The 13,909-nt window shown below is 57.5% G+C and carries 13 protein-coding genes; 11 read left to right on the forward strand and 2 right to left on the reverse strand.

Translation table 11 applies throughout. The features are described 5' to 3' along the window. Positions 1-13: 13 nt before the first annotated feature. The 11 genes from ACR0MJ_RS18460 (at position 14) to ACR0MJ_RS18510 (ending at position 11,782) form a co-directional block, all read left to right on the forward strand. Positions 14-556 carry a hypothetical protein gene (locus ACR0MJ_RS18460; RefSeq protein ID WP_480762134.1) on the forward strand — a complete coding sequence of 181 codons (543 nt, stop codon included), beginning with the start codon at positions 14-16 and terminating at the stop codon, positions 554-556. A 301-nt stretch (positions 557-857) separates the two neighbouring features. Beyond that, entirely contained in the window at positions 858-2,831 is a 1,974-nt protein-coding gene (locus ACR0MJ_RS18465; RefSeq protein WP_480762135.1) for an AMP-binding protein, read from the forward strand. Positions 2,832-2,906: 75 nt separating this feature from the next. Then, the gene (locus ACR0MJ_RS18470) at positions 2,907-3,725 is read left to right on the forward strand and encodes an ABC transporter ATP-binding protein (protein WP_480762136.1); all 819 of its coding nucleotides are present in this window, start codon (positions 2,907-2,909) and stop codon (positions 3,723-3,725) included. 29 nt (positions 3,726-3,754) lie between these two features. Next, entirely contained in the window at positions 3,755-4,741 is a 987-nt protein-coding gene (locus ACR0MJ_RS18475; RefSeq protein WP_480762137.1) for a branched-chain amino acid ABC transporter permease, read from the forward strand. A 3-nt stretch (positions 4,742-4,744) separates the two neighbouring features. Continuing rightward, positions 4,745-5,002 (forward strand): hypothetical protein, encoded by a 258-nt coding sequence (locus tag ACR0MJ_RS18480; protein ID WP_170408766.1) that lies wholly within the window; start codon positions 4,745-4,747, stop codon positions 5,000-5,002. A gap of 3 nt (positions 5,003-5,005) precedes the next feature. Continuing rightward, complete coding sequence (locus tag ACR0MJ_RS18485; protein ID WP_170627000.1) at positions 5,006-6,082, forward strand: branched-chain amino acid ABC transporter permease; 1,077 nt, start codon at positions 5,006-5,008, stop codon at positions 6,080-6,082. A gap of 73 nt (positions 6,083-6,155) precedes the next feature. Continuing rightward, the gene (locus ACR0MJ_RS18490) at positions 6,156-7,439 is read left to right on the forward strand and encodes an ABC transporter substrate-binding protein (protein WP_170408764.1); all 1,284 of its coding nucleotides are present in this window, start codon (positions 6,156-6,158) and stop codon (positions 7,437-7,439) included. Between the two features lie 72 nt (positions 7,440-7,511). After that, positions 7,512-8,345 (forward strand): ABC transporter ATP-binding protein, encoded by an 834-nt coding sequence (locus ACR0MJ_RS18495; RefSeq protein ID WP_170399269.1) that lies wholly within the window; start codon positions 7,512-7,514, stop codon positions 8,343-8,345. 19 nt (positions 8,346-8,364) lie between these two features. Then, positions 8,365-9,582: a phenylacetate--CoA ligase family protein gene (locus ACR0MJ_RS18500; protein ID WP_480762138.1), complete on the forward strand. Its 1,218-nt coding sequence runs from the start codon at positions 8,365-8,367 to the stop codon at positions 9,580-9,582. Between the two features lie 106 nt (positions 9,583-9,688). After that, positions 9,689-11,353 (forward strand): ABC transporter permease, encoded by a 1,665-nt coding sequence (locus tag ACR0MJ_RS18505; RefSeq protein ID WP_170613512.1) that lies wholly within the window; start codon positions 9,689-9,691, stop codon positions 11,351-11,353. A gap of 78 nt (positions 11,354-11,431) precedes the next feature. Next, positions 11,432-11,782, forward strand: coding sequence for a DUF2794 domain-containing protein (locus ACR0MJ_RS18510; RefSeq protein ID WP_170399260.1), 351 nt, complete (start codon positions 11,432-11,434; stop codon positions 11,780-11,782). Here ACR0MJ_RS18510 and ACR0MJ_RS18515 read toward each other — a convergent pair. Together ACR0MJ_RS18515 and ACR0MJ_RS18520 are read right to left on the reverse strand one after the other, a co-directional pair. Beyond that, positions 11,779-12,516: an NlpC/P60 family protein gene (locus ACR0MJ_RS18515; RefSeq protein WP_170408761.1), complete on the reverse strand. Its 738-nt coding sequence runs from the start codon at positions 12,514-12,516 to the stop codon at positions 11,779-11,781. The two genes, ACR0MJ_RS18510 and ACR0MJ_RS18515, sit on opposite strands and share 4 nt — an antisense overlap. Continuing rightward, a complete protein-coding gene (locus ACR0MJ_RS18520; protein WP_480762139.1) occupies positions 12,513-13,895 on the reverse strand; it encodes a leucyl aminopeptidase family protein in 1,383 nt (460 codons plus the stop codon). Before ACR0MJ_RS18520 ends, ACR0MJ_RS18515 begins: the two co-directional genes overlap by 4 nt. Between the last annotated feature and the right edge of the window lie 14 nt (positions 13,896-13,909).

Here is a 13,909-nt window from a genome sequence, read left to right on the forward strand (position 1 = left end):
TCGAGAAAAAGTTGTGAAGAATATTCCTGCAGTTTTGATTTTTCTTTCTACGACTGCGTACGCGGGCGAAAGGGAAGAACTCGTCGCGGCTCTGATGCAAGGGGGAAGCCATCAATTCGAAGATGAACGCCGTGAAGTTCAGGTTGATGGGTGTCAAATGACCACCTTTAGGTGGCGCGAATTACCCAACCATGGCTGGGTTCTCTGGACTTCATTCCAATTCGATATGATTGACGCTCAACTCAATGAGGACAATCGTTTTCCTGGAAAGAAGTACGCCTATGGCAAGCTTTACGACGGTACACCTGAGGTAGGTTTGGCGCTGTACGGATTCACAATGCGAGATGGCACGCTTACGAGACAAGAACGATCGGTGTTAAGAGAGCCCTCGTCGGATACGTCTCCTTCTCCTAGAGGTGACGGAAATAGCCACTACTACGAGTGGCGAGATAGCATGGTGATTTCGATGACAGGGCCCGGTGTAGAAACAAAAGCTATTACGTTTACAGAGGCTTATGACGCATACGTCAGCAAGTACTGCTCCTTCTCAAGTTAACATTCCTGTATTTCTTAGCTCGTAGGAATTATCAATTGATGTAACTGGAACCAAAGTCACTCATGCCGTTAAACGGCCACTCTTCGCCAACGCATGACAGCTGGTAAGCCTTCTTACGCGTTTCGTACAACTCGAAAGATCACCCCTCCACCCCTGTTACAATTCGTAAGAATTGAGAAAACATCAGGCAAAACTTGACGCTGATCGTGCCAGTGCTCCTAATCGGGGCATTGGCGTTCGGGCCTGACCCGGACCCGCCATTTCCGACCCGGGGAGGGGTCGGGTGGGGAGGAGAGAAAGATTGGCTCAGACGCAGTCGGGCGCTGAAGGGAAGGACTCTCTTCCGGCGCTATTACACCGCAATGTGACCCAGTTCGGGGATGCCCCGGCCTATCGGGAAAAGGAATTCGGGATCTGGCAATGCTGGACCTGGGCGGAAGCCGCCAAAGAAATCCGTGCCATCGCGCTTGGGTTTCTAGAACTTGGCGTTGAAAAGGGTGACCATATTGCTGTGATTGGTCGGAACCGGCCCGCCCATTACTGGTCGATGGTTGCCGCACAGATGGTAGGCGCGGTGCCGGTGCCTCTGTATCAGGATTCGGTCGCCGAAGAGATGGCCTATGTGCTGGAGCATTGCGGCGCGAAATATGTCGTCTGCGGTGACCAGGAGCAGGTCGACAAAGTCATCGAGATTCAGGAAAACCTGCATCAAGTCAAACACATACTCTATACCGACAAGCGCGGGATGCGGAAGTATGACCACTCGCAGATGAACGCGCTTGAGGACATCATGGCCGAGGGCAGTGCGGGGCACGCGCGGTTTGATGCGGAACTGGACAAGCGCATTGCGGCGATCACTTACGATGATACCTGCGTGATGCTTTATACCTCGGGCACCACGGGCAAGCCCAAGGGCGTGGTGCTGTCGAACCGCAATGTTATCGAAAGCGCTAAGAACTCGGCGGAATTCGATCATCTGACCCGGAACGAAGACATCCTGTCTTACCTGCCGATGGCTTGGGTTGGCGATTTCATATTCTCGATTGGTCAGGCTTATTGGTGCGGCTTCTGCGTGAACTGCCCCGAAAGCGCCGACACGATGATGACAGACCTGCGCGAGATCGGGCCGACCTATTTCTTTGCCCCGCCGCGGGTGTTCGAAACCCAGCTGACCAACGTGATGATCCGGATGGAGGATGCGGGCAAGCTGAAGCAGCGCATGTTCCATTATTTCATGGCCCATGCCAAGAAGGTGGGTGGCCTGTTGCTGGACGGCAAGGCGGTGGGCTTTGGCGACAAGCTGAAATACACGCTGGGCAATTTGCTGGTCTATGGCCCGCTGAAAGATACGCTTGGCTATGGCCGGTTCCGTGTGGGCTATACGGCGGGTGAAGCGATCGGGCCGGAAATTTTTGATTTCTACCGCTCTTTGGGCATTAACCTGAAGCAGCTTTACGGTCAGACCGAAGCGACCGTGTTCATCACCGTGCAGCCGGATGGCGAGGTACGGGCGGATACGGTTGGTGTTCCGGCCCCAGATGTCGAGCTGAAGATCGATGATAAGGGCGAGATTCATTACCGCTCACCCGGCGTGTTCGTCGAGTATTACAACAACCCGGATTCGACGGCTTCGACCAAGGATGCCGAAGGTTGGGTGGCGACGGGGGATGCCGGGTTCATCGAGGAGAATTCAGGCCATCTGCGGATCATTGATCGTGCCAAAGACGTGGGCAAGATGGCTGATGGTTCGATGTTTGCGCCGAAGTATGTCGAGAACAAGCTGAAATTCTATCCCGATATTCTTGAAGTCGTGCTGTTCGGGAATGGCAAGGATCGATGCGTGGCTTTCATCAATATCGATTTGACAGCGGTTGGAAACTGGGCGGAACGCAACAACGTTGCTTATGCATCTTACCAAGAACTGGCGGGACATCCGCGTGTGTTAGAGACGATTAAGGCGCATGTGGAAGAGGTAAACAAGTCGGTTGCCGCCGATGAAATGCTATCGGGTTGTCAGGTGCATCGCTTCGTGGTGTTGCACAAGGAACTGGATGCCGATGATGGCGAGATGACCCGGACCCGCAAGGTGCGGCGTGGGTTTGTCGAGGACAAATTCAGCGACATTATAGCGGCGTTGTACGACGGGTCGTCGAGCGTTTCGACCACGACTGAAGTGACCTATGAAGATGGTCGAAAGGGATCGATTTCTGCGACGTTGGAAATTGTCGATGCGCCAGTGGTTCCGGTCGCGCAGCACAAGGTGGCGGCGGAATGAGTGGGCTGAAGCGCGCCGCTCGACCTGCGGTCATCGCCCCGCCCGCCATCCCGTTTTTGTGTCAGGGAGGTTCTGATGCTGGATAACTCCGAAGGATATGTCACCGAAGACGGCCGCAAGATCGGCGGTGTGGTGATGGAGATGAAGAACATCACCCTGCGCTTTGGCGGCGTGGTGGCAATCAAGGATATCTCGTTCGATATTCGCGAGGGTGAGATCCGGGCGATCATCGGGCCAAACGGCGCGGGCAAATCCTCGATGTTGAATGTGATCTCGGGGTTCTATGTCCCGCAAGAAGGTGAGGTCTGGTTTCACGGCTCCAAGCGCCCTCTGATGCGGCCGTTCGAGGTGGCGCAGCAGGGGATCGCGCGGACGTTTCAAAACATCGCTCTGTTCGAAGGCATGAGCGTGTTGGATAACGTGATGACCGGGCGTTTGGGTTTTATGAAGACCAATATTCTTCAGCAAGCGCTGTGGAAGGGCAAGGCCGAGGCAGAAGAGACCGAGAACCGCGAGGCGGTCGAGAAGATCATTGATTTCCTTGAGATTCAGCACATCCGCAAAACGCCGGTGTCCCGCCTGCCTTACGGGTTGAAGAAACGCGTCGAACTGGCGCGCGCGCTGGCGGCGGAACCGAAACTGCTGCTGCTGGATGAGCCGATGGCCGGGATGAACGTCGAAGAGAAAGAGGACATGAGCCGCTTTATCCTCGACGTGAATGACGAGTTTGGCACCACGATTGCGCTGATCGAGCACGATATGGGCGTGGTAATGGATCTGAGCGACCGTGTGGTTGTGATGGATTACGGCAAAAAGATTGGTGACGGCACCCCGGATGAGGTGCGCAACAACCAAGAAGTCATTGATGCCTATTTGGGGGTCAGCCATGACTGAGGTCCGGGCAGAATTGGGGAGGGGCTGGCATGCCTGAACAATTAATCTTCGCGATGGAGGTCATCCTCAACGGTCTGATGGCTGGGGTGCTGTATGCGCTGGTCGCGCTCGGCTTTGTGTTGATCTACAAGGCGTCGGGGATTTTCAATTATGCCCAAGGGGTTATGGCCCTGTTTGCCGCGATGACGCTGGTCGGAATCATGAACGGGCAGGTGCCTTTTGCGCACCTGATCAACGCGACTTTCGGCACGCACGTGTACAATTTTGGTTGGAATGTGCCCGCGTTGCTTGCGATTATTCTGACCATGGCCGTGATGGTGTTGCTGGCCTGGTGCGTGCAGCGGTTCGTGATGCGCCATCTGGTCGGACAGGAACCGATCATCCTGTTCATGGCGACCATCGGTCTGGCCTATTTCCTTGAGGGCGTCGCCGACCTGATGTGGGGGTCCGAGATCAAGACGCTGGATGTGGGTCTGCCGCAGGGTATCAACCTGTGGATTGACGAGACGACCTTTAATATCTTCGACTACGGTTTCTTCATCGACAATCTGGACATCGTGGCCACGATCATCGCAGCACTTCTGGTGGCGGCTCTGGTCGCGTTCAGCCAGTACACCAAGCAGGGCCGGGCGATGCGTGCGGTGGCGGATGACCATCAGGCGGCGCTGTCGGTCGGGATTTCGCTGAACTTCATCTGGGTGATGGTCTGGTCGGTGGCTGGTTTCGTGGCGCTGGTCGCGGGCATCATGTGGGGCACCAAGTCGGGCGTTCAGTTCTCGCTGTCGCTGATCGCGCTGAAGGCGCTGCCGGTGCTGATGCTAGGCGGGTTCACCTCGATCCCCGGAGCCATCGTCGGTGGCCTGATCATCGGTGTGGGTGAGAAACTGTTCGAGTTCGCCATCGGCCCAATGGTTGGCGGTGCGACTGAGAACTGGTTTGCCTATGTATTGGCGCTGATATTCCTCGTGTTCCGACCTCAGGGCCTGTTCGGCGAGAAGATCATCGAGAGGGTGTAGGGCGTGACCAAGCTGATTGCCATCATCAACGTGATCGCATGGGCGGGGTTTTGGGCCTTCGGCTACATCGCCCTGACATCGAGCGATCTGACCGAGGGCCAACTTGTGATCGCTGTAATTCTGGCCTTTGCCGGGCTGGTCATGGGCATCCTGGCTTACATGAAACTGGTGCGCGCTTCCGAGGCCACCGGATATGCCAAAGGGTCCAATCAACTGGACGCCGCTGCCCGCAATCGGGCGCAGGAAGAATGGGGAAAGTAAGACATGTTCTATCGTGAGGCCGGGGATTTCAAAACCTCATATATCGCCGACAGCCAGACTTTCCCGATCAAGTTTGACCGGTATCGGTACTATGTCGTTCTGGCGGTGGCGTTTGGAATAATTCCGTTCATCATCAACGATTATTGGGCCAACGCGCTGCTGCTGCCATTCCTGATCTATGCGATTGCGGCGATCGGGCTGAACATTCTGGTGGGCTATTGCGGACAGGTGTCGCTGGGCACCGGCGGGTTCATGGCTGTGGGGGCCTATGCCTGTTACAAGTTGATGACGGCTTTTCCGGATGTCAGCATGTTCATCCATGTGATCCTTGCTGGAGGGATCACTGCGATTGTTGGTGTTTTGTTTGGACTGCCATCTCTGCGGATCAAGGGATTCTATCTGGCGGTGGCCACGCTGGCGGCGCAGTTCTTCCTTGTGTGGCTGTTTAACCGGGTGCCGTGGTTCTACAACTACTCGGCCTCGGGACAGATCAATGCGCCGGAACGCGATGTGTTCGGTATCATTATCACTGGCCCGAATGCTCCGGCATGGGCGACTTATTTGTTCTGCCTGATCTTCTTGACCGTCTGCGCAATCATCGCGCGTAACCTGACCCGCGGCACCACTGGTCGTACCTGGATGGCAATCCGCGACATGGACATCGCGGCCGAGATCATCGGGGTGAACCCGCTCAAGGCCAAGCTGACAGCTTTTGCCGTCAGCTCGTTCTTTGTGGGCATCGCCGGGGCGCTGTTCTTTGCGGTCTATCTGGGCGCGGTCGAGGTTGGAGAAGTGTTCGGCATTCAAAAATCGTTCCTGGTGCTGTTCATGGTGATTATCGGCGGATTAGGGTCTATTTTTGGATCCTTTGCGGGGGCTGCCTTCCTGGTTTTGCTGCCGGTTGTACTGAAGCTGCTGGGCGTCGATCTGCTGGGCTGGCCCACGGATATCGTCGCGCACCTGAACCTCGTAATCGTCGGTGCTCTGATCATCATGTTCCTGATCCTCGAACCGCACGGTCTGGCGCAGCTTTGGCGTGTGGCGAAAGAGAAACTCAGACTCTGGCCGTTCCCGCACTAAGGACCGGCCCAACGAAAAGACGGGTGTGAAACCCGAAACCCAACATCGGATCAACCAAGGGAGGAGACACCCGATGAAAAAGAAACTGGCAACCCTGGCGCTGGGCGCCGTGATGGCCGCAGGTCCGGTCATGGCCGACCTCGTATTCCCGTCGCTCAGTTACCGGACCGGGCCTTATGCGGCCGGCGGTATCCCATTTGCGGACGGATATGCCGACTACTTCACACTGCTGAACGAACGCGATGGCGGTATCGGCGGTGTTGCGGCCAACGTGATCGAATGCGAGACCGGATATAACACGGAAAAAGGCGTGGAATGTTATGAATCGACCAAGGGCGAAGGTGCTCTGGTCTATCAGCCCCTGTCCACCGGCATCACCTATCAGTTGATCCCTAAAGTGACCGCAGACGGCATTCCGCTGCACACAATGGGTTATGGCCGCACCTCGGCGGCAAACGGTAAGGTGTTCAGCAACGTGTTCAACTATCCTGCCAACTACTGGAACGGGGCGTCGGGCGCGATCAACTATCTGCTGGACGAAAACGGTGGCGACTTGAGCGGCAAGAAGATCGCGCTGGTCTATCACAACTCGGCCTATGGCAAGGAACCGATCCGTACGCTGGAAACACTGGCTGAAAAACATGGCTATGACCTGACCCTGCTGCCGGTCGACCACCCCGGTCAGGAGCAGAAGTCGCAGTGGCTGCAAATCCGCCGGGAAAAGCCCGACTATGTGATCATGTGGGGCTGGGGCGTGATGAACCAGGTCGCCGTGCAAGAAGCCGCCAATATCCGCTTCCCGATGGAGAACTTCATCGGCGTCTGGTGGTCCGGGGCCGAGTTTGATGTTGAGCCTGCGGGTGATAAGGCCACCGGTTACAAAGCGCTGACCTTCACCGGTCTGGGCGACGACTATCCTGTCTATGACGACCTGAAGAAATATGTCGTCGATGCGGGCAAAGCTGCAGGCGCCGGTGATCAACTGGGTACGGTGCAGTACAACCGCGGCCTCTATGCTGCGATGCTGGCCGCAGAAGCAGTGAAAACCGCGCAAGAAATGCACGGCACTGCCGAGATCGACGCATCGATGATGCGCGATGGCATGGAGGCGCTGGAGATCACCAACGCCAAGATGGAAGCGCTGGGTATGGCCGGTTTCGGACCTGAATTCGCGGTCTCATGCGAAAACCACGGCGGCCCAGGCCTTGTCGGCGTTGTTCAGTGGGATGCAGCGGCGGGTACCTGGAACTCGATTCAGGGCTTCGAACCGACTGACGCTGAGGTCATCAACGCACTGATCGACGAAGACTCGGGCGCATATGCTGCTGAGAACAATATTTCTCAGCGCTGCGAATAAGGTGCTCTGAACCAAACGGGGCGGCGGATCGCTGCCGCCCCGAACCCCACACTCGCACAAGGACACGCGCTGATGTTGGATGCGGCACAAACCACTGACGTGCAGGCGGAAACCCTGCTTGAGGTCAACAATATCGAGGTGATCTACAACCATGTGATCCTTGTTCTGAAAGGCGTCAGCCTGACTGTGCCCAAGGGCGGCATCACAGCCCTACTGGGTGGCAATGGTGCGGGCAAGACAACCACATTGAAGGCCGTGTCGAACTTGCTGCATTCGGAACGGGGCGAGGTCACCAAAGGCTCGATTAAATATCGCGGCGAGGGCGTGCATGAAAGCGACCCGGCTGCCTTGGTGGAGAAGGGCGTCATTCAAGTCATGGAAGGCCGCCACTGTTTCGAACACCTCACAGTCGAGGAAAATCTGCTGACCGGTGCCTATACCCGGAAGGACGGGTCTGCCGCGATCCAGCAGGACCTTGAATTGGTTTACAATTACTTCCCACGCTTGAAGGAACGCCGTCGTAGTCAGGCCGGTTATACTTCGGGCGGTGAGCAGCAGATGGTTGCGATGGGCAGGGCTCTGATGTCGCGCCCCGAGACCATCCTTCTTGATGAACCCTCAATGGGTCTGGCTCCGCAACTTGTCGAAGAGATTTTTGGCATCGTAAGGGACCTGAACGAGAAGGAAGGCGTGTCCTTCCTGCTGGCTGAACAGAATACAAATGTGGCTCTAAGGTTTGCTCATTACGGTTATATTCTGGAATCTGGCCGCGTGGTGATGGACGGCCCCGCCGCGGAATTGCGCGAAAACCCGGACGTAAAGGAATTTTATCTCGGCATGTCAGACGAGGGCCGCAAAAGCTTTCGAGACGTGCGCTCATACCGCCGCCGCAAGAGATGGCTGTAAGCGTGTGGAGGATATTTCAATGACCTATTTTGATAAGCTTGAAACCCGATCCGCTGACGAGCGCACCGCTGATCACGCGCGCGCCTTGCCAGAACAGATTGCCCGCGCGCAAAAAGCGCCCGGATATGCCGGCATCCTGTCCAACGTGGACGCCGGCACAGTGACAGACATGCAGGCGCTGGCACAACTGCCGGTTCTGCGAAAATCCGATCTGACAAAGGCGCAGGGCACCCGGCCTCCGTTTGGAGGGTTCACCGTCAAACCGGCGCGGAATTTCCAGCATGTCTTTCAATCTCCGGGGCCAATCTATGAACCCGGCAGCACTGATCACGACTGGTGGCGCATGGGCCGGTTCCTGAATGCTGCAGGGGTTGGTCCGGGCGATATCGTTCAGAACTGTTTTGGCTATCACCTCACCCCCGCGGGCATGATCTTTGAAAGCGGCGCGCAGGCCGTTGGCGCGTCGGTCCTGCCTGCAGGTACAGGTCAGACCGAGTTGCAGGTGACAGCTGCGCGCGATGTGGGTTGCACCGCATATGCAGGTACGCCTGACTATCTGAAAGTCATTCTGGATAAAGCCGAAGCCATGGGCGTCGCGCTGAAATTTTCCAAGGCCGTTGTGGGTGGCGGGGCGCTGTTTCCAAGCCTACGACAGGATTACGCCGATCGGGGCATCGTCTGCCTGCAATGCTACGCGACCGCTGATCTGGGCAACATAGCTTATGAAAGCCCTGCGATGGAGGGTATGATCATCGACGAACACGTGATCGTTGAGATCGTCACCCCCGGCACAGGAACCCCGGTTGCACCTGGTGAAGTAGGTGAGGTGGTTGTGACCACGCTGAACCCCGATTACCCGTTGATCCGTTTTGCCACCGGTGATCTGTCGGCGATCATGCCCGGAGAGTCTCCGTGCGGGCGCACAAATATGCGTATCAATGGCTGGATGGGTCGCGCCGATCAGACCACCAAGATCAAGGGCATGTTCGTCCGCCCCGAACAGGTGGCCGCGCTGGTCGACAAGCATGATGAAATCGTCAAGGCGCGTGTCATTGCGGCGCGACAGGGCGAGATGGATACCATGACCGTTCAGATCGAAAGCCCCTGCGAGAACGATGGTGCCTATGCAAAATCGGTGGTCGAAGTCCTGAAACTGAAAGGCGCGATTGAAGTTGTGGCGCCGGGCTCTTTGCCCAAAGATGGCTTGGTGATCGAGGATCAGCGCGTTTATGAATAGGGATCTGCGGCAAACATTGCCGCAGTTTTTGTTAGTGGGCCCACTGGTGTTTCTTAGAGTTTTAGTCGATTAAAGGCAGACCCTATGGGATTCTCAGTCAGACGCCATGGCCGAAGTCGAATATTCAGAACACGGAACGCATAATCGCGGCGCCCTAGGTACACGCTTTGTGGGCGGCATTGCCTATGTCGTGGCGGCCGCTTGTCTGTTGCCAATGGTGGCGGTTGTTCTAGCGGCGGTGACCGGTGGCACCGACACAATTTCCCATTTGTTAGAGACTGTTTTGCCTGGCTATGCGCTGACCACGGTGATCCTGGTGGTGCTGGTCGCAGCAGGGACGTTTTCGATTGGTGTCGGCGCTGCCTGGCTGGTCACGATGACCCGCTTTCCCGGAGTGCGGTGGCTGGAAATCGCTCTGGTCCTGCCGCTGGCCTTTCCGGCTTATGTGCTGGCCTATGCCTATACCTTCATTCTGGATCACCCCGGAATCGTTCAGACCACGCTGCGGGATGTGACCGGCTGGGGCCCGCGCGACTATTGGTTCCCCGAGATTCGCTCGACCGAGGGTGCGGCGGTGATGTTGATCCTGGTGCTGTATCCCTATGTCTACTTGCTTGCGCGCGCGGCGTTTCTGCAGCAAAGCGCCACGGCCTTTCTGGCGGCCCGGGCGCTGGGCAACGGCCCCTGGCATGCCTTTTGGCGCGTATCCCTGCCGATGGCACGCCCGGCGATTGCAGGGGGCGTCTTGCTGGCGGTGATGGAAACCATCGCCGATTTCGGCACAGTCGCCTATTTCGGTGTGCAGACTTTTGCCACTGGCATCTACACAAGCTGGTTTTCCATGGCTGATCGCGCTGCTGCGGCGCAACTCGCCCTTTGTCTGTTGGGTTTTGCGCTTGTCATGGCCGTGGCCGAGCGGACACAGCGCGGCAAGGCCAAATACTATCAGGCAGGCAAGCGCCACGCAGGCCTGCCAGCGGCGCAACTCAAGGGATGGCAATCACTTGCGGCATTTCTGCTATGCGCAATTCCCGTCCTGTTCGGATTCCTTCTGCCTGTGGTTATCCTGGTGCAGATGGGGTTGGAATCCGAGCAGAACCTGCTGTCGCGCCGATATATCGGGTTCATACAGAACTCGCTGACACTGGCGGGGACTGCGGCGGTTATCACCGTCAGCGCGGCGATTTCGATAGGATTCTTCCAACGCCTGCGCCCCGGACGCGGGGCCGCAATGGCGGCTTATGTGGCGCGGTTGGGCTATGCGGTGCCGGGTGGCGTGATTGCCGTGGGGCTGATCGTCCCATTTGCGGGTTTCGACAACGCGCTGGACGCGTGGATGCGCCAAACCTTTGGTATCTCGACCGGACTACTGGTCACTGGATCCATCTGGTTGTTGATCGCGGCTTATATGGTGCGCTTTCTGGCCGCCGCGCTCAGCGCGTATGAGGGTGGGCAGAGTACCGTTCACGCCAATATGGATGCCGCGGCGCGGTCACTGGGTCAAACCCCGTTAGGAACGCTTCGCCGGGTGCATCTGCCGATCCTTACGCCTTCGCTGCTAACGGCACTGCTGATTGTCTTTGTGGATGTGATGAAAGAGCTGCCCGCGACCCTGATCATGCGGCCCTTTAATTTCGACACATTGGCGGTACAGGCTTACCGTCTGGCCTCGGATGAGAGGCTTGAAGGCGCAGCGGTTCCGTCGCTGGTTATACTGGCGGTTGGTTTGTTGCCGGTTATCCTGATTTGCCGTCAGGTTGGGCGCAGATAGCGAGCGCGCGATCCAAAAATACAACACCTTGATGCCAGTGGGCTTGATTCGACGGCGATTTCCGGCAAGGCTTGTCATATGAACATGCAGCCTCCCAGCCGGTTCGGGTCCGGCTCTGCCCAGATGCCGGTCGCGTTTGACCGGCGCGAGATGTCTCAAATCCTGTCTGTTTATGGCCGAATGGTCGCTGCCGGTGAATGGCGCGACTACGGAATCTCGAACCTGCGGGATATGGCGGTGTTTTCGATCTTTCGGCGCACGGCGGAACATCCCATTTACAGAGTCGAGAAGCACCCGCGCCTGCGGCTACGTCAGGGCATGTATTCCGTGGTCGGCATGGATGGGCGTATATTGAAGCGCGGGCACGATCTGCGCGCGGTTCTGAGGGTTCTGGAACGCAAGCTCATCCGTGCGGTTGACCTGGATTAGAGCCTTTTATGCGCTGTAACCGGCCCGTCGCCCTGGGCAGCGATCCGGGCAATCGCTTGATCCATCGGTTCGAGCGCAACGGCCATGTGATAGGCGTTGGCGTGAAGTAGAAGGTTTTCGGCGGCAACCCAGGCAACATGGCCTTTCCAGAACAGCAAGTCTCCGCGCCGTGCGGGATCGCCCTCGGGCACCGATCCACCAACTTCGCGTTCCTGATCGCCGCTGTCTCCGGGACAAGGAACGCCGCAGGCGAGCAGTGCGAGCTGTACGAGGCCCGAGCAATCCAGCCCGAATCGACTGTTACCACCCCAAAGATAAGGGGTGCCGAGAAAAAGTTCGGCCGCGGAAACGGGATCGGTCAGCAGGGAATAGGCGGGCACGGCATGCACCCCCGGAATGAACCCGATTGGCGTTTCCAGAAATCCGCCCTCCTCAGACAGAGCCCTGATTTTACTGCCAAAGCTCAGCGAGGTCAGATCGCGGCTTTTTATATCGGGCTTCTCATAGGCATGGGTCGAAGCGGCGACGATCCAGTGAGTCTGTGGCTCAATTGGTCCCAGATGGTCCGTCGCCACCCATCCGGTATAGCCGTCCTTGCTGGCTGAGATCTTGCTCCAGCCGTTTTGGTCGTCCAAAACAGTGACCGTGTCGCCGAACAACAATTGCCGGTCGCGCGGACCGTCAGGGTGGCGTAGCAGGTCTATGACCGGTTGAATGATGCGCGCCTGAGTCATAGGCCAAGGATCTCTGGCAAAGCACCCAGAAGGGCACGCGGGCCTTGGCCCAAACCACCCTTGCTGCGACCGGGTTCCTTACTGCGTTGCCACGAATAGATGTCAAAATGCATATAGCGACTTTCGGCAGCGAACCGGCGCAGGAACAGTGCCGCGGTGATAGAGCCTGCAAATCCACCAGAAGGCGCATTGTCGAGGTTAGCGATGCCGGGTTCGATCATCGCTTCATAGGGGTCATGAAAAGGCATACGCCAGACCGGATCAGCGGCAGCCCGGCCAGCATGCGCCAGCACGTCCGCGGCTTTGTCGTCATCGGTATAAAACGGGGCCAGATCAGCGCCCAATGCAACCCGGGCCGCGCCAGTCAAAGTGGCCATCGAGATGAGCAGGTTTGGTGCCCCTTCATGCGCCAGAGCAAGGGCATCGGCCAGCACCAACCGACCCTCGGCATCAGTGTTGTTTATCTCAACCGTTAGCCCATTGCGCGCCGTCAGGATGTCGCCGGGGCGGAAAGCATTGCCCGCTACTGCGTTTTCGACCGCCGGGATCAGGACCCGTAATTGCACCTTCAGATCCAGCGCCATGATCATATGGGCCAGACCCAGCACATTGGCCGCTCCGCCCATATCTTTTTTCATCAACCCCATCGAAGCACCGGGTTTCAGATTCAGGCCGCCGGTATCGAAACAGACCCCTTTCCCAACTAATGTTAGTTTTGGCCCGTGGTCACCCCAGTTCATCTCGATCAGACGCGGGGCCTGTTCGGCAGCACGCCCGACCGCGTGGATCATCGGAAAATTCTGTTCCAGCAACGCATCGCCTGTGATGACCGAGATGTCTGCGCCGTGTTCCCGTGCCAGTGCCTCAACCGCGTGTTGTAATTGCGCCGGGCCCATGTCCGAAGCGGGTGTGTTGACCAGATCCCGTGTCAATGCCTCGGCATTGGCCATGATTTCGATCCGCCGGGCATCTACGCCCTCGGGCGCGATCAGCGTGGCGTTAGCCGGGCTTTGCGCCGCATAGCGATCAAAGGCATATCCCGTCATCAGCCAGCCCAGGCATTCGGCCTCAAGCACATCTGCGGGAACGCCCGAGGCGATATGATAGGTGCCCTTGGGCAGCGATTCTGTCGCAGCGGCTAGCGGAAACCGCTTGCGTACCCGTTTTGCCGCGCTGCCATATCCCGCCAAGGCAAACTGCGGATTACCATCTGTGCCGGGCACCAGAAGTGTTTGACCCAGAGCTCCGGAAAACCCATCGGCCGCAACCCAAGCTCGGATATGATCCGGCTGATCGGTCAGCCAGCTTTCAAAATCTGATTGCTCTAACACATGTAGTGGCAGCGATGGGTCGGAGGCAGGGGCGAAGGACAGGGTCATGCGTGTCTCGGCTG

Source organism: Ruegeria sp. C6 (genome assembly GCF_056537625.1).

Excerpts from the sequence above, each read along its gene's own strand:
- ACR0MJ_RS18470 (WP_480762136.1), top strand. The coding sequence starts at position 2,907 with ATGCTGGATAACTCCGAAGGATATGTCACCGAAGACGGCCGCAAGATC.
- ACR0MJ_RS18475 (WP_480762137.1), top strand. The coding sequence starts at position 3,755 with ATGCCTGAACAATTAATCTTCGCGATGGAGGTCATCCTCAACGGTCTG.
- ACR0MJ_RS18485 (WP_170627000.1), top strand. The coding sequence starts at position 5,006 with ATGTTCTATCGTGAGGCCGGGGATTTCAAAACCTCATATATCGCCGAC.
- ACR0MJ_RS18490 (WP_170408764.1), top strand. The coding sequence starts at position 6,156 with ATGAAAAAGAAACTGGCAACCCTGGCGCTGGGCGCCGTGATGGCCGCA.
- ACR0MJ_RS18495 (WP_170399269.1), top strand. The coding sequence starts at position 7,512 with ATGTTGGATGCGGCACAAACCACTGACGTGCAGGCGGAAACCCTGCTT.
- ACR0MJ_RS18500 (WP_480762138.1), top strand. The coding sequence starts at position 8,365 with ATGACCTATTTTGATAAGCTTGAAACCCGATCCGCTGACGAGCGCACC.
- ACR0MJ_RS18505 (WP_170613512.1), top strand. The coding sequence starts at position 9,689 with ATGGCCGAAGTCGAATATTCAGAACACGGAACGCATAATCGCGGCGCC.
- ACR0MJ_RS18510 (WP_170399260.1), top strand. The coding sequence starts at position 11,432 with ATGAACATGCAGCCTCCCAGCCGGTTCGGGTCCGGCTCTGCCCAGATG.
- ACR0MJ_RS18515 (WP_170408761.1), bottom strand. The coding sequence starts at position 12,516 with ATGACTCAGGCGCGCATCATTCAACCGGTCATAGACCTGCTACGCCAC.
- ACR0MJ_RS18520 (WP_480762139.1), bottom strand. The coding sequence starts at position 13,895 with ATGACCCTGTCCTTCGCCCCTGCCTCCGACCCATCGCTGCCACTACAT.